Here is a 19,438-nt window from a genome sequence, read left to right as displayed (position 1 = left end):
CCCCCCGGGGGGCTCCTGTTCCGCACCCGGAGGGACCCTCTGCCGCACGCTGGCGGGCCCTTGTGCCGCACCCCCGGCGGGCCCGTGGGTGGCGAAAAACCCCGGGTCCACCTGGGGCGTTCGCTGTACGTTGTGGGGGCGCGCCGAGGACAGGCGTCGCCCCCGCGGTCGGCCGCGGCGCGGCGTGGCCACGGCCGCGCGGGCCGGGGGAGAACCGGGAGCGGCGACGGCCGAGGCGCGCTCGCCCACGCTGCGGCTCACCGGCGTCCGGCACGTGCGCGCCCCTGCGCACCGGTCGGGCGGTCCGTTGGGTCTCCGCAGCCCAGAAGACGTTTCGAGGCAGACCCACCGTGTTCCTGACGATCAGTACCACCGGTACCCCAGAGCGCCCCGCGACCGATCTCGGCTTCCTGCTGCACAAGCATCCCGACAAAGCGCAGACGTTCTCGACCTCGTACGGCACGGCGCACGTGCTGTACCCCGAGGCGGGCGTCGAGCGATGCACGGCCGCGCTGCTGCTCGAGGTCGACGCGGTGGCGCTGGTCCGGCGGGGCAAGGGCAAGGGGCGCGGCGGCGCCCCCGACGCGGCGCTCGCGCAGTACGTCAACGACCGCCCGTACGCCGCGTCCTCGCTGCTCGCCGTGGCGATCGGCGCCGTCTTCTCCAGCGCGATGAAGGGCCAGTGCGCCGCCCGGCCCGAGCTGCCCGCCGAGGCCAGGCCACTGCGTGTCGAGGTGCCGGCGCTGCCCGCACGCGGCGGCGCGGACCTCGTCCGCGGGCTCTTCGAGCCGCTGGGCTGGACGGTGACGGCCGAGCCCGTGCCGCTCGACGTCAGCTTCCCGGAGTGGGGCGACTCCCGCTACGTACGCCTGGAACTGGCGGCGGAGGAACTGACGGTCTCCGAAGCCCTGCGCCACCTCTACGTACTGCTCCCGGTCCTCGACGACGCCAAGCACTACTGGGTGTCGTCCGACGAGGTCGACAAGCTGCTGCGAGCGGGCGAGGGCTGGCTGCCGGACCACCCCGAGCACAAGCTGATCACCAGCCGCTATCTCTCCCGGCGTTGGTCACTGACCCGGGAGGCCATGGAGCGCCTCGAACTCGTCCGGCTCGCCGAGACCGACGACACCGAGGTCGAGGAGATCGACAACGCCGTCGACGAGGAGACCGACACCGAGGAGAAGCCGGTGCCGCTCGCCGTGCTGCGCCGGGACGCGATCCTCGCCGCGCTGCAGGTGTCCGGCGCGAGCCGCGTCCTCGATCTCGGCTGTGGACAGGGCCAGTTGGTGCAGGCGCTGCTCAAGGACACCCGGTTCACCGAGATCGTCGGGGTCGACGTGTCGATGCGCGCGCTCACCATCGCCTCGCGCCGGCTCAAACTGGACCGCATGGGCGAGCGGCAGGCCGCGCGGGTCCAGCTCGTGCAGGGCTCGCTCGCCTACACCGACCGTCGGCTCAAGGGGTACGACGCCGCCGTGCTCAGCGAGGTCATCGAGCACCTCGACCTGCCCCGGCTGCCCGCCCTGGAGTACGCGGTGTTCGGTTCCGCCCGCCCGCGGACCGTTCTCGTGACGACCCCGAACGTCGAGTACAACGTCCGCTGGGAGACCCTGCCGGCCGGACACTCCCGGCACGGCGACCACCGCTTCGAGTGGACCCGAGAGGAGTTCCGCGCCTGGGCCCGCAGGGTCGCCGAACGGCACGGATACGACGTGGAGTTCACCCCCGTCGGCCTCGACGACCCCGAGGTCGGCCCGCCCACCCAGATGGCCGTCTTCACCCTGGCCGCCGCCACCGCCACCCCGACCGCCACCCCGACCGCGAAGGAGGAGGCAGCATGAGCGAGCAGACCACCCCGGGGCGCGTCCTGCCCGTCACCGACCTCTCCCTCGTTGTCCTGATCGGTGCGTCGGGTTCCGGCAAGTCGACCTTCGCCCGACGGCACTTCAAACCGACGGAGGTCATCTCCAGCGACTTCTGCCGGGGCCTGGTGGCCGACGACGAGAACGACCAGAGCGTCAGCGGCGACGCCTTCGACGTGCTGCACTACATCGCCGGCAAGCGGCTCGCCGCCGGCCGCCGGACCGTCGTCGACGCGACCAGCGTCCAGGAGGAGAGCCGCCGCGCGCTGATCGAACTGGCCAAGAAGTACGACGTGCTGCCCATCGCCATCGTGCTCGACGTGCCCGAGGAGATCTGCGCCGAGCGCAACGCCGCGCGCACGGACCGCGCCGGGATGCCGCGCCGCGTCATCCAGCGCCACATCCGCGAACTGCGCCGTTCCCTGCGCCGCTTGGAACGCGAGGGCTTCCGCAAGGTGCACGTCCTGCGCGGGGTCGCGGACATCGAGAACGCGTCGGTGGTGACCGAGAAGCGCTTCAACGACCTGACCCACCTCACCGGCCCGTTCGACATCGTCGGCGACATCCACGGCTGCGCCTCCGAGCTGGAGACCCTGCTCGGCAAGCTCGGCTACGTCGACGGCGTGCACCCCGAGGGCCGTACGGCCGTCTTCGTCGGCGACCTGGTCGACCGCGGTCCGGACTCGCCCGGCGTGCTGCGCCGCGTGATGTCCATGGTCGGCTCGGGCAACGCCCTGTGCGTGCCCGGCAACCACGAGAACAAGCTCGGCCGCTACCTCAAGGGCCGCAACGTCCAGCACAGCCACGGACTTGCCGAGACCATCGAGCAGCTGGACCGGGAGAGCGACGAATTCCGAGCCACGGTACGGGAGTTCGTCGACGGGCTGGTCAGCCACTACGTCCTCGACGGCGGGCGGCTCGTCGTCTGCCACGCCGGCCTGCCCGAGAAGTACCACGGCCGCACCTCGGGCCGGGTCCGCTCGCACGCGCTGTACGGCGACACGACCGGGGAGACCGACGAGTTCGGGCTGCCCGTGCGCTACCCGTGGGCGGAGGACTACCGGGGGCGCGCCGCGGTGGTCTACGGGCACACCCCGGTCCCCACGGCCACCTGGCTCAACAACACCATCTGCCTCGACACCGGCGCCGTCTTCGGCGGCAAGCTCAGCGCGCTGCGCTGGCCGGAGCGCGAGCTCGTCGACGTACCGGCCGAGCGGGTCTGGTACGAGCCGGCGAAGCCGCTGGCCACCGAGGCGCCGGGCGGACACGAGGGCCGTCCGCTGGACCTCGCGGACGTGCACGGCCGCAGGGCCGTCGAGACCCGGCACGCCGGCCGGGTGGCCGTCCGCGAGGAGAACGCCGCGGCGGCCCTGGAGGTCATGAGCCGCTTCGCGGTGGACCCCCGGCTGCTCCCGTACCTCCCGCCGACCATGGCACCGACCGCGACCTCGCACGTCGAGGCCCGCGGCGGAGCCGCTGACGAACACTTCCTGGAGCACCCCGCCGAGGCGTTCGCCCAGTACCAGGAGGACGGGGTCGCGCGGGTCGTGTGCGAGGAGAAGCACATGGGGTCGCGGGCGGTGGCCCTGGTCTGCCGGGACGCGGACGCGGCCCGCGAGCGGTTCGGCGTCGACGGCCCCACCGGGTCGCTGTACACCCGTACCGGCCGCCCCTTCTTCGACGACGCCGCCGTCACCGAGGAGATCCTCGGCCGGGTGCGCGCCGCCGCGACCGAGATCGGCCTGTGGGAGGAACTGGACACCGACTGGGTGCTGCTGGACGCCGAGTTGATGCCGTGGTCGCTGAAGGCGTCCGGGCTGCTGCGCAGTCAGTACGCCGCTGTCGGCGCCGCGTCCGGTGCCGTGTTCCCCGGAGTGCTGGCGGCGCTCGAAGGGGCGGCGGCGCGGGGCGTCGACGTCGGTGACCTGTTGACGCGCCAGCGTGAACGGGCCGCGGACGCCAAGGCGTTCACGGACGCGTACCGCCGCTACTGCTGGACCACGGACGGCCTCGAAGGCGTCCGCCTCGCACCGTTCCAGATCCTGGCCGTCCAGGGCCGGAGCCTTGCCGCGCTGCCGCACGACGAGCAACTCGCCCTGATCGACCGGCTCGTGGAACACGACGGGAGCGGGCTGCTGCACACCACCAGGCGGCTCCACGTCGACACCGGCGACCCGGAGTCGGTGCGGGCCGGTGTCGACTGGTGGCTGGAGATGACCGGCCGCGGCGGTGAGGGCATGGTCGTGAAGCCGGTCGGCGCGATGGTGCGCGGCGGTAACGGGCGGCTGGTGCAGCCCGGCATCAAGTGCCGGGGTCGCGAGTACCTGCGGATCATCTACGGTCCGGAGTACACCCGCCCGGAGAACCTCGCCCGGCTGCGCGGCCGCTTCCTCAACCACAAGCGGTCCCTCGCGATCCGCGAGTACGCCCTCGGCCTGGAGGCCCTGGACCGCCTGGCCGAGGGCGAGCCCCTGTGGCGCGTCCACGAGGCGGTGTTCGGCATCCTCTCCCTGGAATCCGAACCGGTCGACCCCCGCCTGTAGCGGGTCCACCCTCTCAACCCGGGCCGCCCCCGCAAGGGTCCCTCTGTACCCCGGGTGGGGGAGCCCCGCAAGGGGCGCGGGGAACTGCGCGGCCCGCCCCCACCGGGCCCGCAGCCGACCCCGCCCCCACCGGGCCCGCAGCCGACCCCGCCCCCACCGGGGCACACGTGACAGACCCGCCCGGGGGGGCAGCCCGGTCCGGGGCGGCGGGGCCCGGCGGGGTTCGGCGCAGCCGGTCGGCGAGGGAGCGAAGCGACCCTCAGCCGACCAGCCGGAGCCGAACCCCGGCCACCCCCACCCGCACGGTCTGCCCCCACGTCAACTCCACCGCATCCCCCTCCATCCCGTCCCCGAACACGATGAGCCGGTCCGACTCGACGGTGAGGGACAGTCGCCCGGAGGCGGTGAGCTCGCCGGCCACGAGCGAGGTCCCCGTGGCCGGCGACGGCCAGGCCTCGCGGACGAACCAGAGCAGGCGCTCGTCAGTGGGCCCCGGCAGCGGCAGCCCGCCGCCCCGCTCCTGCCACACCGACCGGAGCCAGCCGGTGGCCCCGGTCCCGGTCCCCACCAGCACCCCGGAGGACGCCTGGGGCTCGACGGCACCCCCGTACTCGTCGAGCCCCAGCCGATAGCGGGCCGTCTGATGGCCCGCGGCTCCCAGGTAGATCTCGTTGAGGGCGACCAGCCGCTGGGTGTCGTCCGCGACCGCCTCGACCATGGTCAGCTCGTCGGCGGCACCCCCGTGCGCGGAGGCGAGCAGCGCGCCCGCGTCCTGCGGCCGGTGCCGTACCAGCACGCCCGGATTGCGCCCGGGGTCGGCGTCGATCCCCACCACCGGCTGGCCGGCCAGGTACTTGGCCACGTTCGCGACCAGCCCGTCCTGTCCGACCACGACCACCACGTCCTCGGGCGCGAACAGGAAGCGGTCCAAGTCGGCGCGCTCCAAGCGTGCCTGACGCCAGGTCAACGGAATGGCGGACACCACCGAGGCGAGCGCCTCGCGGGCCCGCCGGTGCCGTTCGGCCACCTCCGCGATGTCCCGTCCGCGCGAGGACAGGAAGAACGCCGCCTGTCCGTGCGTGCCGTGACGAGCCGTCAACTCCTCGTACTCGGTGGTCCGGTGGACGAGGACGACCCTGGGCGCGAGACTCACGCCGGGTCTCCGGCGGCCCCGTTGCCCAGCTTGGCGAGCAGCCCGGTGAGGACGTCGGGCGAGACGGTGAGGTTCTCGATCCGCGGCAGGTTCTCCGCGAGCCGGGTGCCGGTCAGCGCGTGCAGCGTGGTGACGTCGACGTCGCCGTGCACCCGCAGCCAGGCCGCCTGCGCCTCGGCCCGCGCCGCGCCGACCTCGCGCTCCGCCTGTGCCTCGGCCCCGGCGAGCCGTACCTTCCGGGTGGCCTCCGCCTCGGCCAGCCGCACCGTGCGGGCCGCCTCCGCTCCGGCGCGCACCGCGTCCGCCGCCGCGAGTTCCTCGGCCTCGCGGCGCGCGTTCGTACCGCGCTGGTCGACCAACTGCTCCTCGCGCCGGGCGAGTTCGATCTGGCTGGCGAGTTCGTTCTCGGCGATGGCGCGCTCCCGCTCGACGGCGACCGCCCGGCGTTCGTACGTCGCCTTGTCCGCCTCCTGCTGGATCTGCTCGCGGGCGGGGGTGCGCAGGGCCCGTTCCACCTCGGGCTCCGGGCGCAGCGCGACGACCCGTACGGCGACCACCTCGATGCCTGTCGCGGGCAGCCGGGGTTCGGCGGCGAGGCCGTCCGCGATCCGCTCCCGTACCGCGGCGACGCCGTCCACCAGGGCGGACGCCAGTGACGTACGGGCCAGTACGTCGAGCGCGTGCTGCTGGGCCGTCTCGGTCAGCAGCGAGCCCAGCTGCTCCAGCGGGGTGCCGCGCCAGGCGCCGGAGTCGGGGTCTATGGAGAAGTCGATGCGGGAGGCCGCGACAGCGGGGTCGCTGATCCGGTAGGTGACGGTCGCCTGCACCGCGACGTCCTGGAAGTCGGACGTACGGGCGTGGAAGGTCATGGCCAACTCGCGGTCGTCGACCGGGACTTCGGAGAGCGCCGCGGTCAGTGAGCGGTACCAGAAGCTGAGTCCGGGGCCGTCGTGGACCAGGCGTCCCGACATGTGGTGCCGGACATGGGCTGTGGGCGCCCCGCGCAGATGGCGCCAGCCGAGGCGTCGCGTGATGTCGGCCATGAGTACCCCCTCTTCGCCGGGCGGTCCCGGCGGTTCCTCGTCACCCGCTGTCGCGTGTTGTCGTCAGTGAGACGATAATGGAGGGAACCGCTTATCGTCAAGGGGACGAAATGAATGCGGTGCGGCTCGGGCGATCCGCGGGTGAACACGCGTCCGGATGGTCAGGATGGAGACATGGGATTCCACGTCGACTCCGAGGCCGGGCGGCTGCGCCGCGTCATCCTGCACCGGCCCGATCTCGAGCTCAAAAGGCTCACCCCCAGCAACAAGGACGCGCTCCTCTTCGACGACGTGCTGTGGGTGCGCCGGGCGCGCGCGGAACACGACGGGTTCGCCGACGTGCTGCGCGACCGCGGCGTGACCGTCCATCTCTTCGGTGACCTGCTCGCCGAGACCGTGGCTATCGGTGCGGCCAGGTCGCTCGTCCTGGACCGGGTCTTCGACGAGAAGGAGTACGGGCCGCTCGCCACCGACCACCTCCGGGCCGCCTTCGAGACCCTGTCCGCTCCGGAGCTGGCGTCCGTGCTCGTCGGCGGCATGACCAAGCGCGAGTTCCTGGACGCGCACGCGGAGCCCACCTCCGTGCGCTTCCATGTCATGGACCTCGACGACTTCCTGCTGCGGCCGCTGCCCAATCACCTCTTCACCCGTGACACCTCCGCGTGGATCTACGACGGGGTCTCCATCAACGCCATGCGCTGGCCGGCCCGGCAGCGCGAGACCGTGCACTTCGAGGCGATCTACCGGCACCACCCGCTCTTCCGTGAAGAGGGCTTCAACCTCTGGTCGCAGGGGCAGGCGGACTACCCGTCCACCATCGAGGGCGGCGACGTCCTCGTCATCGGCAACGGCGCGGTGCTCATCGGCATGAGCGAGCGGACGACGCCCCAGGCCGTCGAGATGCTGGCGCACAAGCTGTTCGCGGCGGGCTCGGCGAGCACCATCGTGGCGCTCGACATGCCCAAGCGGCGGGCGCTCATGCACCTCGACACCGTGATGACGATGGTCGACGGCGACATCTTCACGCAGTACGCCGGGCTCGGCATGCTCCGCTCCTACACGATCGAACCGGGCGTGGGGGAGAAGGAGCTGAAGGTCACCGACCATCCGCCGGAGCACATGCACCGCGCCATCGCCGCGGCGCTCGGCCTGGGCGAGATCCGCGTCCTGACCGCCACGCAGGACGTGCACGCGGCCGAGCGGGAGCAGTGGGACGACGGCTGCAACGTCCTGGCCGTCGAACCGGGTGTCGTCATCGCCTACGAGCGGAACTCCACCACCAACACGCATCTGCGCAAGCAGGGCATCGAGGTGATCGAGATCCCGGGCAGTGAGCTGGGCCGGGGGAGGGGTGGTCCGCGCTGCATGAGCTGCCCCGTCGAACGGGACCCGGTGTAGTCCCGCGCGGCGGTGTCGTGGGGGCCGTACTCCCGGGGGACCGCGGAGTCGAACGCGAGACCGCGTACAGCTGCATATAAATTCTGAGCGTCGTATAGAATTCCAAGCGTCCGTTCCCGTCCTCGCCCCCGTCATCCCTGGAGCGCCCCATGGCGACAGTCCCGACCGCCCTCGCCGGCCGCCACTTCCTCAAGGAGCTGGACTTCACGGAGGGCGAGTTCCGCGGCCTGGTCGAGCTGGCCGCCGGGCTCAAGGCGGACAAGAAGCTGGGGGCGGAGACCCGGTATCTCACGGGCGTGAACATCGCGCTGATCTTCGAGAAGACCTCGACGCGCACGCGCTGTGCCTTCGAGGTCGCGGCCGCGGACCAGGGTGCCTCGACCACGTATCTGGACCCGACCGGCTCCCAGATCGGTCACAAGGAGTCGGTGAAGGACACCGCCCGCGTGCTCGGCCGCATGTTCGACGCCATCGAGTACCGCGGCGACAGCCAGGCCGCGGTGGAGGAGCTGGCCGCCTACGCGGGCGTGCCGGTCTACAACGGCCTCACCGACGAATGGCACCCGACCCAGATGCTGGCCGATGTCCTCACGATGACCGAGCACTGCGCCAAGCCGATCGGCGAGATCGCCTTCGCCTATCTGGGCGACGCCCGCTTCAACATGGGCAACTCGTACCTGGTCACCGGCGCGCTGCTCGGCATGGACGTGCGGATAGTGGCCCCGCAGGCCTACTGGCCGGCCGACGAGATCGTCGCGCAGGCCCGTGAACTCGCCGAGAAGAACGGCGGTCGCATCACCCTCACCGAGCACGTGGGAGAGGGTGTGCGGGGCGCCGACTTCGTGGCCACCGACGTCTGGGTCTCCATGGGGGAGCCCAAGGAGGTGTGGGCCGAGCGCATCGGTGCCCTCGTCCCGTACGCCGTGACCATGGACGTGCTGCGCGCCACCGGGAACCCCGACGTCAAGTTCCTGCACTGCCTGCCGGCCTTCCACGACCTCGGCACCGAGGTCGGCCGCGACCTCCACGCGGTGTACGGCCTCGACTCGCTGGAGGTCACCGACGAGGTATTCGAGTCGGCGCACTCCGTCGTCTTCGACCAGGCGGAGAACCGGCTGCACACGATCAAGGCGATCCTGGTCGCCACGCTGGCCTGATTTTCTCCGTACGATGTCCGGCGGCCCGGAGCCATCCCTTCCGGGACCGCCGCGCGACTCTCCCCCGAACTCTCGGCCTCGTTCGAGCGGGGGGCACCCCTGCGGTCGCACCCGCACCACCAGAAACGAGCACCACCCCGCATGCCCGCTCCACGCGTCAAGACCCCCGCTCAACTGATCGCCGAATCCGGTGCCGACCTCGAAGGCAACGGGCTCAAGCGCACGATGGGGCTCTTCCAGCTCATCTGCTTCGGCGTCGGCGCCATCGTCGGCACCGGAATCTTCGTCGGACTCTCCGACTCGGTCGCCCAGGCCGGACCCGCCGTGGTCGTCTCCTTCGTCCTCGCCGCGATCACCTGCGTCTTCACGGCGTTCGCGTTCGCGGAGCTCGGCGGCGCGATCCCCGTCTCGGGATCCTCGTACTCCTTCGCCTACGCCGGACTCGGCGAGGGCACGGCCTTCCTGGTCGGCTGGTGTCTCCTCCTGGAGTACGGCGTCTCCGTGTCGGCCGTGGCCGTCGGCTGGAGCCAGTACGTCAACGAACTGCTCGCGAGCCTCACCGGTACGCGGCTGCCCGCCGCGCTCTCCGCCGGCCCCTCCGACGGCGGAATCGTCAACCTTCCCGCCGTCGTCGTGATCGCGCTGGCCTCGGTCCTGCTGGTGCGCGGCGTGCGCGAGAGCGCCCGCGCGACCGCCGCGATGGCCGTGCTCAAGCTCGTCGTCCTCGTGCTGTTCTGCGCGATCGGCTTCAGCGCCTTCAAGGACGGCAACCTCACGCCGTTCTCCCCGGCCGGACTCGGCGGCATCGGCGCCGGCACCACGGCCGCGTTCTTCTCCTACATAGGCTTCGACGCGATCACCACGGCCGGCGAGGAGGCCAAGAACCCCCGCCGCGACATCCCCGTCGCCATCCTGGTCTGCATCGGCCTGGTCACGGTCCTGTACTGCGCCGTCGCCCTGGCCGCGATCGGCGCCATCGGCGGCGACAAGGTCGGCGGCCGCCGGGCCGCGCTGTCCTACGTGGTCGACGAGGTCACCGGCTCCACCGTCGGCGGCGCGGTGATCGCCTTCGGCGCGGTCGTCGCCATCGCCTCGGTCGTGCTCGCCGTGATGTACGGCCAGACCCGCATCCTGCTGTCGATGTCCCGCGACGGCCTGGTCCCGCGCGTGTTCGAGAAGGTGTCGCCGAGGACCTCGACGCCGGTCGCCGGCACCCTGATCGTCGCGCTCGTCTTCGCGCTCCCGGCGGCCTTCGCGTCCCTGGACTCCGTGGTCAACCTGTGCACCATCGGCACACTCGCCGTGATGGCCGCCGTCAACGTCGCGGTGATCGCGCTGCGCCGCCGCGAGCCGGGCCTCTCCCGCACCTTCCGGGTGCCGCTCTACCCCGTGGTGCCGCTGCTAGGTGTCGGCTTCTGCCTCTACCTGATGTACGAGACCGGCTGGACGACCTGGATCCAGTTCGCCGCCTTCCTCGCGGCCGGATCCCTGGTGTACGTCCTCTACGGGCGCCGCAATTCCCGGCTGGCCCGGACCGGCGCCCGCGCCGGAGCCGAGACGGCTACAGCACCGGACGCCGCTGAGCGGGAACCACAGGCAGTCTGAACCAGACCGCCTTGCCGGAGTCGGTGAGGCGGTGTCCGCAGGCCGAGCTGAGGGCGCGGAGCAGCAGCAGACCGCGCCCGTGCTCCTGCCAGGGGTCCGGCTCTCCGGGCGGGTGCGGGAGCGTGAGGTCGAGCGGCGGCACCGGGTCGGGGTCGTGCACCTCGACCCGGCAGCCGGTCGGCATCAGCTCGACGACCAGCTCTATCGGACCGTCGCCCGCGGTGTGCTCGACGGCGTTGGCGACCAGCTCCGCGGTGAGCAGTTCGGCGGTGTCGCTGTCGGCCGCGTGCTCCCGCTCGGCGAGTGCCGTGCGGACCAGGGCGCGGGCGACGGGCACGGCCGCGACGGTGTGCGGCAGCGCGATGCGCCAGGAGGCGGGTGCTGGGGTGTCGTGCAAGGCGGGTCCGTTCATGGAGCAGGCTGTCCTGCTTACAACCTAAGGAATGGTACGGCTCCACCGGGCGAACGCGCCCGGTGGGCTTTCTCGGGACATCGACCGGTGCGTCCCCGGGGTGCCGCGGTCTCCTTTCGGGACGTTCGGTCCGATACGGGGCTGTCTACCCGGACGATCGGTCCCTCTCCCGCATCCGCTCCCGCCGTTACACGGCTATCGATGATCCGTGACGCCGTGACGGACCTGGGCCACCTCGCGGCCGCACCCTCACGCCCTGTGGCCGTCCCTTCATGGCCTGTGGCCGCCCTCTCACGCGGCGCGACCGTCACTTCACGACTCGCAGTCATGGCGGCGCGTCATGTCACAGCACGCTGCGCCACGCCGAACGGTCTCGCGGGCGGCGCGATCGTCCGTCCGTCCGGGACGCCGCGATCGCCCTATCGCGCACTCATGACGACAGTCACGGATGAGTGATAACTTGGTTGAACAGTCGCATCGCGTCGCCCCCGCCCGAGGAGGCCGCCCGTCATGAGTCCCTTCACCGGCTCCGCCGGCCGCACTCCCGACTGGGAGCATCTGCGCTACGAGCTCACCGACGGCGTCGCCAAGGTCACCCTGGCCCGCCCCGAGAAGCTCAACGCGCTCACCTTCGGCGCCTACGCCGACCTGCGCGACCTGCTCGCCGAGCTGTCCCGTGAGCGGTCCGTCCGCGCCCTGGTGCTCGCCGGCGAGGGCCGCGGATTCTGCTCCGGCGGGGATGTCGACGAGATCATCGGCGCGACCCTGTCCATGGACACCGCCCAACTCCTCGACTTCAACCGGATGACCGGGCAGGTCGTCCGGGCCGTACGGGAATGCCCGTTCCCGGTGATCGCGGCGGTGCATGGGGTGGCGGCGGGTGCCGGAGCCGTGCTGGCGCTGGCCGCCGACTTCCGGGTGGCCGACCCGAGCGCCCGCTTCGCCTTCCTCTTCACCCGCGTCGGGCTGTCCGGCGGCGACATGGGCGCGGCCTATCTGCTGCCCCGGGTGGTCGGGCTCGGCCACGCGACCCGGCTGCTGATGCTCGGTGAACCGGTGCGGGCGCCCGAGGCCGAGCGCATCGGCCTGATCAGCGAACTCACCGACGAGGGCCACGCCGACGAGGGCGCCCAGGCACTGGCCCGCCGCCTCGCCGACGGTCCAGCACTGGCGTACGCGCAGACCAAGGCGCTGCTCACCGCCGAACTGGACATGCCGCTCGCCGCCTCCGTCGAACTGGACGCCGCGACCCAGGCCCTGCTGATGAACGGCGAGGACTACGCGGAGTTCCACGCGGCCTTCACGGAGAAGCGGGCCCCGAAATGGCGGGGGAGGTGAACCCGGGATGCGTACGGACGCGCGCGGGGAGAACCGCGAGGACCGTGCCGGGGCCGGCCGCGCGGCCGGCGGCGCCGTGCGCGTCGCGGTGATCGGCGGGGGACCCGGTGGACTCTACGCCGCGGCCCTCCTCAAACGCCTCGACCCGGCCCGCGAGATCACCGTCTGGGAACGCAACGCGCCCGACGACACCTTCGGCTTCGGTGTCGTCCTGTCCGACGAGACCCTCGGCGGCATCGAGCACGCCGACCCGGTCGTGTACGCGGCGCTCCAGGCCGAGTTCGTCCGCTGGGACGACATCGACATCGTGCACCGCGGGGTGCGCCACACCTCCGGCGGCCACGGCTTCGCCGCACTCGGGCGGCGCCGGCTCCTGGAGATCCTGCACGAACGCTGCCGCTCGCTGGGCGTCGACCTGCGCTTCACGGCCGAGGCCCCGCCCGTCGACGAACTGATGGCGGCCTACGACCTCGTCGTCGCCGCCGACGGAGTGCACAGCCTCACGCGCACGGCGTACGCACAGGTGTTCCGGCCGTCCGTCGAGGAACACCGCTGCCGCTACATCTGGCTCGCCGCGGACTTCGCCTTCGACGCCTTCCGCTTCGAGATCGCCGAGACCGAACACGGCGTGATGCAGTTGCACGGCTACCCGTACTCGTCCGACGCCTCCACCGTCATTGTCGAGATGCGCGAAGAGGTCTGGCGGGCCTCGGGGTTCGCGGACCTCGACGAGGCGGAATCGGTCGAGCGGTGCGGCAAGATCTTCGCGGACGCGCTCGGCGGACGCCCGCTGCGCGCCAACAAGTCGGCCTGGGCGACCTTCCGGACGATCGTCAACGACCGCTGGTCGCACGGCAATCTGGTGCTGCTCGGCGACGCCGCCCACACCGCCCACTTCTCCATCGGCTCCGGCACCAAGCTCGCCGTCGAGGACGCGCTCGCGCTGGCCGCCTGTCTGGAGGAACAGCCCTCGCTCCAGGCGGCGTTGGCGGCGTACGAGGAGGAGCGGCGCCCCGTCGTCGCCTCCACCCAGCGGGCCGCCCGCGCCAGCCTGGACTGGTTCGAGGACATCGGCCGCTATCTCGGCCAGCCCACCCGGCAGTTCGCGTTCAACCTGCTCACCCGCAGCCGCCGGGTCACCCACGACAACCTGCGGCTGCGCGATCCGCACTTCGTGGCCGCGGTCGAGCGGGAGTTCCGCTGCCCGCCCGGCACCCCGCCCATGTTCACCCCGTTCCGGCTGCGCGGTCTGACCCTGCGCAACCGTGTCGTCGTCTCGCCGATGGACATGTATTCGGCCGTGGACGGCGTCCCCGGCGACTTCCATCTCGTCCACCTGGGCGCGCGGGCACTCGGCGGCGCCGGACTGGTGATGACCGAGATGGTGTGCGTCAGCGCGGAGGGCCGCATCACGCCCGGCTGCGCGGGCATCTACACCGCCCGGCAGGCCGAGTCCTGGCGGCGGATCGTCGACTTCACGCACCGGCAGGCACCGGGCGCCGCGATCGGCCTCCAGCTCGGCCACGCCGGCCGCAAGGGCTCGACACGGCTGATGTGGGAGGGCATCGACGAACCCCTGCCGGACGGCAACTGGCCCCTCGTGGCCGCCTCCCCCCTCCCGTACAGGCCGGGCGGTCAGACACCGCGCGAGCTGTCGCGCGCCCAGCTCACCGATCTGCGCGAGCAGTTCGCCTCGGCCGCCTGCCGTGCCGCCCGAGCCGGCTTCGACCTGCTCGAACTGCACTGCGCCCACGGCTACTTGCTCTCCGGTTTCCTCTCGCCGCTGACCAACCTGCGCACCGACGCGTACGGCGGATCGCTGGAGAAGCGGCTGCGTTTCCCGCTCGAAGTGTTCGACGCGGTACGGGCGGTGTGGCCGCCGGAACGGCCCATGACCGTGCGGGTCTCCGCCACCGACTGGGCGGAGGGCGGCACCACCGGGGACGACGCGGTGGTGATCGCACGGGCCTTCGCCGCGCACGGCGCCGACGCCGTCGACGTGTCCACCGGCCAGGTCGTGGCGGACGAGCGCCCCGAGTACGGCCGCTCCTACCAGACGCCGTACGCCGACCGGATCCGGCACGAGACCGGGCTCCCCGTGATCGCCGTCGGCGCGATCTCCTCCTGGGACGACGTCAACTCCCTGATCCTGGCGGGCCGTACCGACCTGTGCGCACTGGCCAGGCCACACCTGTACGACCCCAACTGGACCCTGCACGCGGCCGCCGAGCAGGGCTACGAGGGGCCGGGCGCCGGTTGGCCGATGCCCTACCGGGCGGGCAGCCGCCCCCCGCGGGCCGGCCGCACGGACGCCCCCAAGCCCCGTCTCACTCTTGGGACTTGAGGACGACCGGAGTCAGGAGAGGTGGCCGCGGCGGCTCGGACGTCCCGCATGAGCGCGGGGGTACCCGGCCCGAGGGTGATCACGCCGCCGCGCGGGATGTCGCGCGGCGGAGATCACCCGGCGTCGGGGTGCCCGGACCACGGGGGCACCCCGGCGAACTCCGCGCCGGCGTCGCGCAGTCGCTCGTGCAGCGCCTGGAACACCGCGGCCGAGCGGGCGCCGGGCCAGTCCTCGGGGAGCAGCGCGGCGGGCAGTCCCGGGTCGGTGTACGGGAGATGGCGCCAGGAGTCGAGGGCGAGCAGATAGTCGCGGTACGCCTCTTCGGACGGGGTGTCCGCGCGCCCCTCCCAGGTGTGCAGCACGCGCGCGTGCCGGCCGAGGAACGCCTCGTGCTCCTTGGCGATCGCGGTCAGGTCCCACCAGCGCGCCACCGCGTCGGCCGTCGCGGCGTACCCCAGATGCTCGCCGCGGAACAGCTCCACGTACGGATCGAGCCGCAGCCGCTCCAGGGTGTGCCGGGTCTCCTCGTACAGCCGTGCCGGGGCGAGCCACACCCCGGGGGCGGCCGTGCCGAAGCCGAGACCGGCGAGCCGAGAGCGCAGGACGTGCCGTTTCTGCCGCTCCGACTCGGGCACGGAGAAGACGGCGAGCACCCAGCCAGCGTCCTCGGGAGGCGCCGACGCGTACACCCGGCGGTCGCCGTCGTCGAGCAACTGCCGCGCGTCCGGCGAGAGCGCGTATCCGGCGGCGCCCGCCGCGGTGCGCGCCGGCTCCAGCAGCCCGCGGCGCTTGAGCCGGGACACCGACGACCGTACCGAGGGCGCGTCCACGCCGACCGCGGCGAGGAGCCGGATCAACTCGGCCACCGGCACCGGGCCGGGAGCGAACCGGCCGTAGGCGCCGTAGAAGGTGACGATGAGGGACCGGGGGGCGTGGTGCTCTGACACGTTGATCACTCTAGTGCGCGAAGATCACTTGGGGTCGCCGCCTGTGGACAAGCCGGCCTCGACCTCGGTCTCTTCCCGTAGCCTGAACCGTTGGAGCTTGCCCGTGGCGGTGCGCGGCAGCGCGTCCAGGAAGACGATCTCGCGGGGGCATTTGTACGGCGCCAGCTCGGACTTGAGGAACGCTCGCAGCGCGTCGGCGTCCCGGCGCGCGCCCTCCTTGAGCACCGTGTAGGCCACCACGATCTGCCCGCGCGCCTCGTCGGCCCGCCCGACGACGGCCGTCTCGAGCACGTCCGGGTGCCGGGCCAGCGCGTCCTCGACCTCGGGGCCCGCGATGTTGTACCCCGCCGAGATGATCATGTCGTCGGCGCGGGCCACATAGCGGAAGTAGCCGTCGGAGTCGCGTACGTAGGTGTCGCCGGTGATGTTCCAGCCGTCGCGCACGTACTCCCGCTGCCGGGGATCGGCGAGATACCGGCAGCCGACCGGGCCGCGCACGGCGAGCAGGCCGGGTTCGCCGTCCGGCACCGGAGTCCCGTCGGCGTCGACCACGCGCGCGTGCCACCCCGGCACGGGCAGGCCCGTCGTGCCGGGGCGGATGTCCCCGTCGGCGGCGGAGATGAAGATGTGCAGCAGTTCGGTGGCGCCGATGCCGTTGATGATGCCGAGCCCGGTGTGCCCGTGCCAGTCCCGCCAGGTCGCCGCGGGCAGGTTCTCGCCGGCCGACACACAGCGCCGCAGCGACCCGACGTCGTGCTCGTCCGGTTCCGACAGTTCCGCGAGCATCGCCCGGTAGGCGGTCGGCGCTGTGAACAGTACGGAGACCCGGTGCTCGGCGATCGCGGGCAGCAACTGCTTGGGGCCCGCCTGTTCGAGCAGCAGGGAGCAGGCGCCGGCCCGCAGGGGGAAGACGACGAGACCGCCGAGGCCGAAGGTGAATCCCAGGGGAGGACTGCCCGCGAAGACATCGTCCTCATGGGGCTGCAACACATGCTTCGAGAAGGTGTCCGCTATCGCCAGCACATCGCGGTGGAAGTGCATACAGCCTTTGGGCCGTCCGGTGGTGCCCGAGGTGAACGCGATCAGCGCCACGTCGTCGGCGGCCGTGTCCACCGCGTCGAAGGGCCCGTCCGGGGCGCCGGTGATCCGCAGCAGCAGATCGTCCGGCGCGTCACCGCCGTACGTCGTGATCCGCAGTCCGGGGATGTCCGCCCTGACCAGGTCGTCGACCGAGCGGATGTCGCACAGGGCGTGCGTCACCCGGGCGATCCCGCACATCGTGCCCAGTTCGTGCGGCCGCTGCTGTGCGAGCACCGTGACGGCGACCGCGCCCGCCTTCAGCACCGCCAGCCAGCAGGCCGCCAGCCACGGGGTGGTCGGGCCGCGCAGCAGCACCCGGTTGCCCGGGACGACGCCCAGCTCGCCGGTCAGCACATGGGCGATGCGGTCGACGCGGGCGCGCAGCTGTCCGTACGTCCACGGATCGCCGGACGGCGTACGGAACACCGGGCGTCCGGGGTCGGTGTCCGCGAGGAGTTCGGCGGCGCAGTTGAGCCGGTCGGGGTAGCGCAGTCCCGGCAGGTCGAAGCGGAGTTCGGGCCACTGTCCGGGGGGCGGGAGATGGTCGCGCGCGAAGGTGTCGACGTGGGCCGAGTGCGCCGGCCCCGAGGTGTCCGCGGGATCCGCATGATCCACGGGATCCACCGGGTCCACAGGGTCCATGGAGGTTCGCCCCCTTGCCTTGGTGGGCGTCGTGGTGGGCTCGCACAAGGAGCGTATCGTGTTGGTGACGACAGTCAACGGTTCGCGATAACGTGGGTGGCGTCCGACGGGGAGAGGGGACGGGCAATGACCGCATTCTCGCTTGATCCGGGGCAGACCGCCTGGTGTGCCGAGCTGCGCGCGCTGGCCGTGGAACACCTGCGCCCACTGGCCGACAAGGGCGAGCCCGGTCACGTCGACCGACCGCTCGTCGCCGAACTCGGCCGACTCGGCCTGCTCTCCCGCCTGTTCACCTCGGGCGCCCTCGACCTCTGCCTGATGCGGGAGTCCCTGGCCCAGGTGTGCACCGAGGCCGAGACGGCGCTGGCCCTCCAGGGGCTCGGCGCCCACCCGGTCCACGCGTACGGCACCGCGGCCCAGCGCGAGCACTGGCTGCCCCGGGTCGCGGACGGCGCCGCCGTGGCGGCCTTCGCGCTGTCCGAGCCCGGCGCGGGCTCGGACGCCGCCGCGCTGGCGCTGCGGGCGGACGAGGACGGCACCGGCGGCTGGCGGCTCACCGGCGAGAAGTGCTGGATCTCCAACGCCCCCGAGGCCGACTTCTACACCGTCTTCGCGCGGACCGAGCCCGACGCCGGCGCCCGCGGAGTCACCGCCTTCCTGGTGCCCGCCGACCGCCCCGGCCTCACCGGAACCCCGCTCGACATGCTCTCCCCGCACCCCATCGGCGCCCTCGCCTTCGACGCCGTACCCGTCACGGCGGACGACGTCCTCGGGGAACCCGGCCACGGGTTCCGGGTCGCGATGAACACCCTCAACCTCTTCCGGCCGAGCGTGGGCGCCTTCGCCGTCGGTATGGCGCAGGCCGCACTGGACGCGACTCTCGCGCACACTGCGCGCCGCGAGGCGTTCGGCGGCCCGCTGAAGGACCTGCAGACCGTGGCCCACCGGGTCGCCGAGATGGCGCTGCGCACCGAGGCGGCCCGTCTGATGGTGTACGCGGCCGCGGCGGCGTACGACGAGGGGGCCGCGGACGTGCCCCGGCGGGCGGCGATGGCGAAGCTGCTCGCGACCGAGACGGCCCAGTACGTCGTCGACGCGGCCGTCCAGCTGCACGGCGCCCGCGCCCTGCGCCGCGGCCATCTCCTCGAACACCTCTACCGCGAGGTGCGCGCGCCGCGCATCTACGAGGGGGCCAGCGAGGTCCAACGGACCGTCATCGCCAAGGAGCTGTACCGAACGGCAGAGCAGACGCGGGGAACGGAGTCCGTATGACCGCCGAGCGCGTCAACCCGCCGGAGCTCTCCCCGGCCGCCGGGTTCTCCCACGCCGTCGTCGCCACCGGTTCGCGTGTCGTCTTCCTGGCCGGACAGACCGCGCTCGACGTGGACGGCAAGGTGGTGGGGGAGACCCTCCCGCTGCAGTTCGAGCGGGCGCTGGTCAATCTGCTGACCGCGCTGCGCGCCGCGGGCGGCGCTCCCGCCGACCTCGCCCGGGTCACGGTCTACGCCACGGACGTCGCCGACTACCGCCTCCACGCTCCCGAACTGGGCCGCGTCTGGCGCCGGTTGGCCGGCCGCGACTACCCCGCGATGGCCGTCATCGGCGCCACGCGCCTGTGGGACGAACAGGCGCTGGTCGAACTCGACGGCTTCGCCGTACTGGCGTAGCGGGGTCCGTGGAAGCGGAGATCAGGCCGCGACGGCCAGCAGGCCGGCGAACACCCGGTGCGGAGCGACCACACTGCCGTCGGGGAGCAGCTCGCCGCTGTCGTCGAAGACGATGGCGCCGTTGCACAGGAGGTTCCAGCCCTGCTCGGGGTGGGCCGAAACGATGTGCGGGGCGGCGGTGTCCACGGACGGGCACGAAGACTGGTGTGAACACATGGTGCACCTCCACATGGGATGCGAAGAGTGT

The 19,438-nt window shown here is 72.4% G+C and carries 15 protein-coding genes; 9 read left to right on the top strand and 6 right to left on the bottom strand.

What is annotated here, in order from left to right; genetic code table 11:
- Positions 1 to 350 precede the first annotated feature (350 nt).
- On the top strand, positions 351 to 1,841 hold the full coding sequence (locus ACFYW8_RS08650) for a 3' terminal RNA ribose 2'-O-methyltransferase Hen1 (protein WP_389069290.1): 1,491 nt from the start codon (positions 351 to 353) through the stop codon (positions 1,839 to 1,841).
- Positions 1,838 to 4,405 carry a polynucleotide kinase-phosphatase gene (locus ACFYW8_RS08645; protein WP_389069287.1) on the top strand — a complete coding sequence of 856 codons (2,568 nt, stop codon included), beginning with the start codon at positions 1,838 to 1,840 and terminating at the stop codon, positions 4,403 to 4,405. Before ACFYW8_RS08650 ends, ACFYW8_RS08645 begins: the two co-directional genes overlap by 4 nt.
- Before the next feature lie 259 nt (positions 4,406 to 4,664).
- Here ACFYW8_RS08645 and ACFYW8_RS08640 read toward each other — a convergent pair whose 3' ends face one another.
- Positions 4,665 to 5,558: a hypothetical protein gene (locus tag ACFYW8_RS08640; RefSeq protein WP_365868900.1), complete on the bottom strand. Its 894-nt coding sequence runs from the start codon at positions 5,556 to 5,558 to the stop codon at positions 4,665 to 4,667.
- Complete coding sequence (locus ACFYW8_RS08635) at positions 5,555 to 6,601, bottom strand: SPFH domain-containing protein (RefSeq protein WP_389069286.1); 1,047 nt, start codon at positions 6,599 to 6,601, stop codon at positions 5,555 to 5,557. The genes ACFYW8_RS08640 and ACFYW8_RS08635 overlap by 4 nt, the downstream gene beginning before the upstream one ends.
- A gap of 174 nt (positions 6,602 to 6,775) precedes the next feature.
- On the opposite strand from ACFYW8_RS08635, the gene ACFYW8_RS08630 reads away from it, so the two are divergent.
- The 3 genes from ACFYW8_RS08630 (at position 6,776) to ACFYW8_RS08620 (ending at position 10,761) form a co-directional block, all read left to right on the top strand.
- Positions 6,776 to 7,999: an arginine deiminase gene (locus ACFYW8_RS08630; RefSeq protein WP_389069284.1), complete on the top strand. Its 1,224-nt coding sequence runs from the start codon at positions 6,776 to 6,778 to the stop codon at positions 7,997 to 7,999.
- A gap of 149 nt (positions 8,000 to 8,148) precedes the next feature.
- A complete protein-coding gene (gene argF, locus ACFYW8_RS08625; protein WP_389069281.1) occupies positions 8,149 to 9,156 on the top strand; it encodes an ornithine carbamoyltransferase in 1,008 nt (335 codons plus the stop codon).
- 141 nt (positions 9,157 to 9,297) lie between these two features.
- Positions 9,298 to 10,761: an amino acid permease gene (locus tag ACFYW8_RS08620; RefSeq protein WP_389069279.1), complete on the top strand. Its 1,464-nt coding sequence runs from the start codon at positions 9,298 to 9,300 to the stop codon at positions 10,759 to 10,761.
- Here the strand turns inward: ACFYW8_RS08620 and ACFYW8_RS08615 are convergent.
- Positions 10,718 to 11,173, bottom strand: a complete 456-nt coding sequence (locus ACFYW8_RS08615) for an ATP-binding protein (RefSeq protein WP_365868890.1) — start codon at positions 11,171 to 11,173, stop codon at positions 10,718 to 10,720. The two genes, ACFYW8_RS08620 and ACFYW8_RS08615, sit on opposite strands and share 44 nt — an antisense overlap.
- A 510-nt stretch (positions 11,174 to 11,683) precedes the next feature.
- Here ACFYW8_RS08615 and ACFYW8_RS08610 point away from each other — a divergent pair.
- Both ACFYW8_RS08610 and ACFYW8_RS08605 read left to right on the top strand, forming a co-directional pair.
- Positions 11,684 to 12,511 carry an enoyl-CoA hydratase family protein gene (locus ACFYW8_RS08610; RefSeq protein WP_389069276.1) on the top strand — a complete coding sequence of 276 codons (828 nt, stop codon included), beginning with the start codon at positions 11,684 to 11,686 and terminating at the stop codon, positions 12,509 to 12,511.
- Between the two features lie 7 nt (positions 12,512 to 12,518).
- Entirely contained in the window at positions 12,519 to 14,855 is a 2,337-nt protein-coding gene (locus ACFYW8_RS08605) for a bifunctional salicylyl-CoA 5-hydroxylase/oxidoreductase (RefSeq protein ID WP_389069274.1), read from the top strand.
- 113 nt (positions 14,856 to 14,968) lie between these two features.
- Here the strand turns inward: ACFYW8_RS08605 and ACFYW8_RS08600 are convergent, their stop codons facing one another.
- The gene (locus ACFYW8_RS08600) at positions 14,969 to 15,811 is read right to left on the bottom strand and encodes a PaaX family transcriptional regulator C-terminal domain-containing protein (protein WP_365868884.1); all 843 of its coding nucleotides are present in this window, start codon (positions 15,809 to 15,811) and stop codon (positions 14,969 to 14,971) included.
- A 15-nt stretch (positions 15,812 to 15,826) separates the two neighbouring features.
- Positions 15,827 to 17,524, bottom strand: coding sequence for an AMP-binding protein (locus ACFYW8_RS08595; RefSeq protein WP_389069270.1), 1,698 nt, complete (start codon positions 17,522 to 17,524; stop codon positions 15,827 to 15,829).
- 126 nt (positions 17,525 to 17,650) lie between these two features.
- Between ACFYW8_RS08595 and ACFYW8_RS08590 the strand changes: the two genes are divergently transcribed.
- Both ACFYW8_RS08590 and ACFYW8_RS08585 read left to right on the top strand, forming a co-directional pair.
- Complete coding sequence (locus tag ACFYW8_RS08590; protein ID WP_389069267.1) at positions 17,651 to 18,796, top strand: acyl-CoA dehydrogenase family protein; 1,146 nt, start codon at positions 17,651 to 17,653, stop codon at positions 18,794 to 18,796.
- Positions 18,793 to 19,191 carry a RidA family protein gene (locus tag ACFYW8_RS08585; RefSeq protein WP_365868879.1) on the top strand — a complete coding sequence of 133 codons (399 nt, stop codon included), beginning with the start codon at positions 18,793 to 18,795 and terminating at the stop codon, positions 19,189 to 19,191. Before ACFYW8_RS08590 ends, ACFYW8_RS08585 begins: the two co-directional genes overlap by 4 nt.
- A gap of 21 nt (positions 19,192 to 19,212) precedes the next feature.
- Here ACFYW8_RS08585 and ACFYW8_RS08580 read toward each other — a convergent pair whose 3' ends face one another.
- Positions 19,213 to 19,407: a DUF5999 family protein gene (locus ACFYW8_RS08580; protein ID WP_389069263.1), complete on the bottom strand. Its 195-nt coding sequence runs from the start codon at positions 19,405 to 19,407 to the stop codon at positions 19,213 to 19,215.
- Positions 19,408 to 19,438 lie beyond the last annotated feature (31 nt).

Origin of the sequence: Streptomyces sp. NPDC002742 (assembly GCF_042888885.1) — a bacterium.
Classification (GTDB): Bacteria; Actinomycetota; Actinomycetes; order Streptomycetales; family Streptomycetaceae; genus Streptomyces.
This window is presented reverse-complemented; position numbering and strand designations above follow the sequence as displayed.

Excerpts from the sequence above, each read along its gene's own strand:
- ACFYW8_RS08630 (WP_389069284.1), top strand. The coding sequence starts at position 6,776 with ATGGGATTCCACGTCGACTCCGAGGCCGGGCGGCTGCGCCGCGTCATC.
- ACFYW8_RS08580 (WP_389069263.1), bottom strand. The coding sequence starts at position 19,407 with ATGTGTTCACACCAGTCTTCGTGCCCGTCCGTGGACACCGCCGCCCCG.
- ACFYW8_RS08585 (WP_365868879.1), top strand. The coding sequence starts at position 18,793 with ATGACCGCCGAGCGCGTCAACCCGCCGGAGCTCTCCCCGGCCGCCGGG.
- ACFYW8_RS08615 (WP_365868890.1), bottom strand. The coding sequence starts at position 11,173 with ATGAACGGACCCGCCTTGCACGACACCCCAGCACCCGCCTCCTGGCGC.
- ACFYW8_RS08610 (WP_389069276.1), top strand. The coding sequence starts at position 11,684 with ATGAGTCCCTTCACCGGCTCCGCCGGCCGCACTCCCGACTGGGAGCAT.
- ACFYW8_RS08590 (WP_389069267.1), top strand. The coding sequence starts at position 17,651 with ATGACCGCATTCTCGCTTGATCCGGGGCAGACCGCCTGGTGTGCCGAG.
- ACFYW8_RS08620 (WP_389069279.1), top strand. The coding sequence starts at position 9,298 with ATGCCCGCTCCACGCGTCAAGACCCCCGCTCAACTGATCGCCGAATCC.
- ACFYW8_RS08645 (WP_389069287.1), top strand. The coding sequence starts at position 1,838 with ATGAGCGAGCAGACCACCCCGGGGCGCGTCCTGCCCGTCACCGACCTC.
- argF (WP_389069281.1), top strand. The coding sequence starts at position 8,149 with ATGGCGACAGTCCCGACCGCCCTCGCCGGCCGCCACTTCCTCAAGGAG.
- ACFYW8_RS08605 (WP_389069274.1), top strand. The coding sequence starts at position 12,519 with ATGCGTACGGACGCGCGCGGGGAGAACCGCGAGGACCGTGCCGGGGCC.
- ACFYW8_RS08595 (WP_389069270.1), bottom strand. The coding sequence starts at position 17,524 with ATGGACCCTGTGGACCCGGTGGATCCCGTGGATCATGCGGATCCCGCG.
- ACFYW8_RS08635 (WP_389069286.1), bottom strand. The coding sequence starts at position 6,601 with ATGGCCGACATCACGCGACGCCTCGGCTGGCGCCATCTGCGCGGGGCG.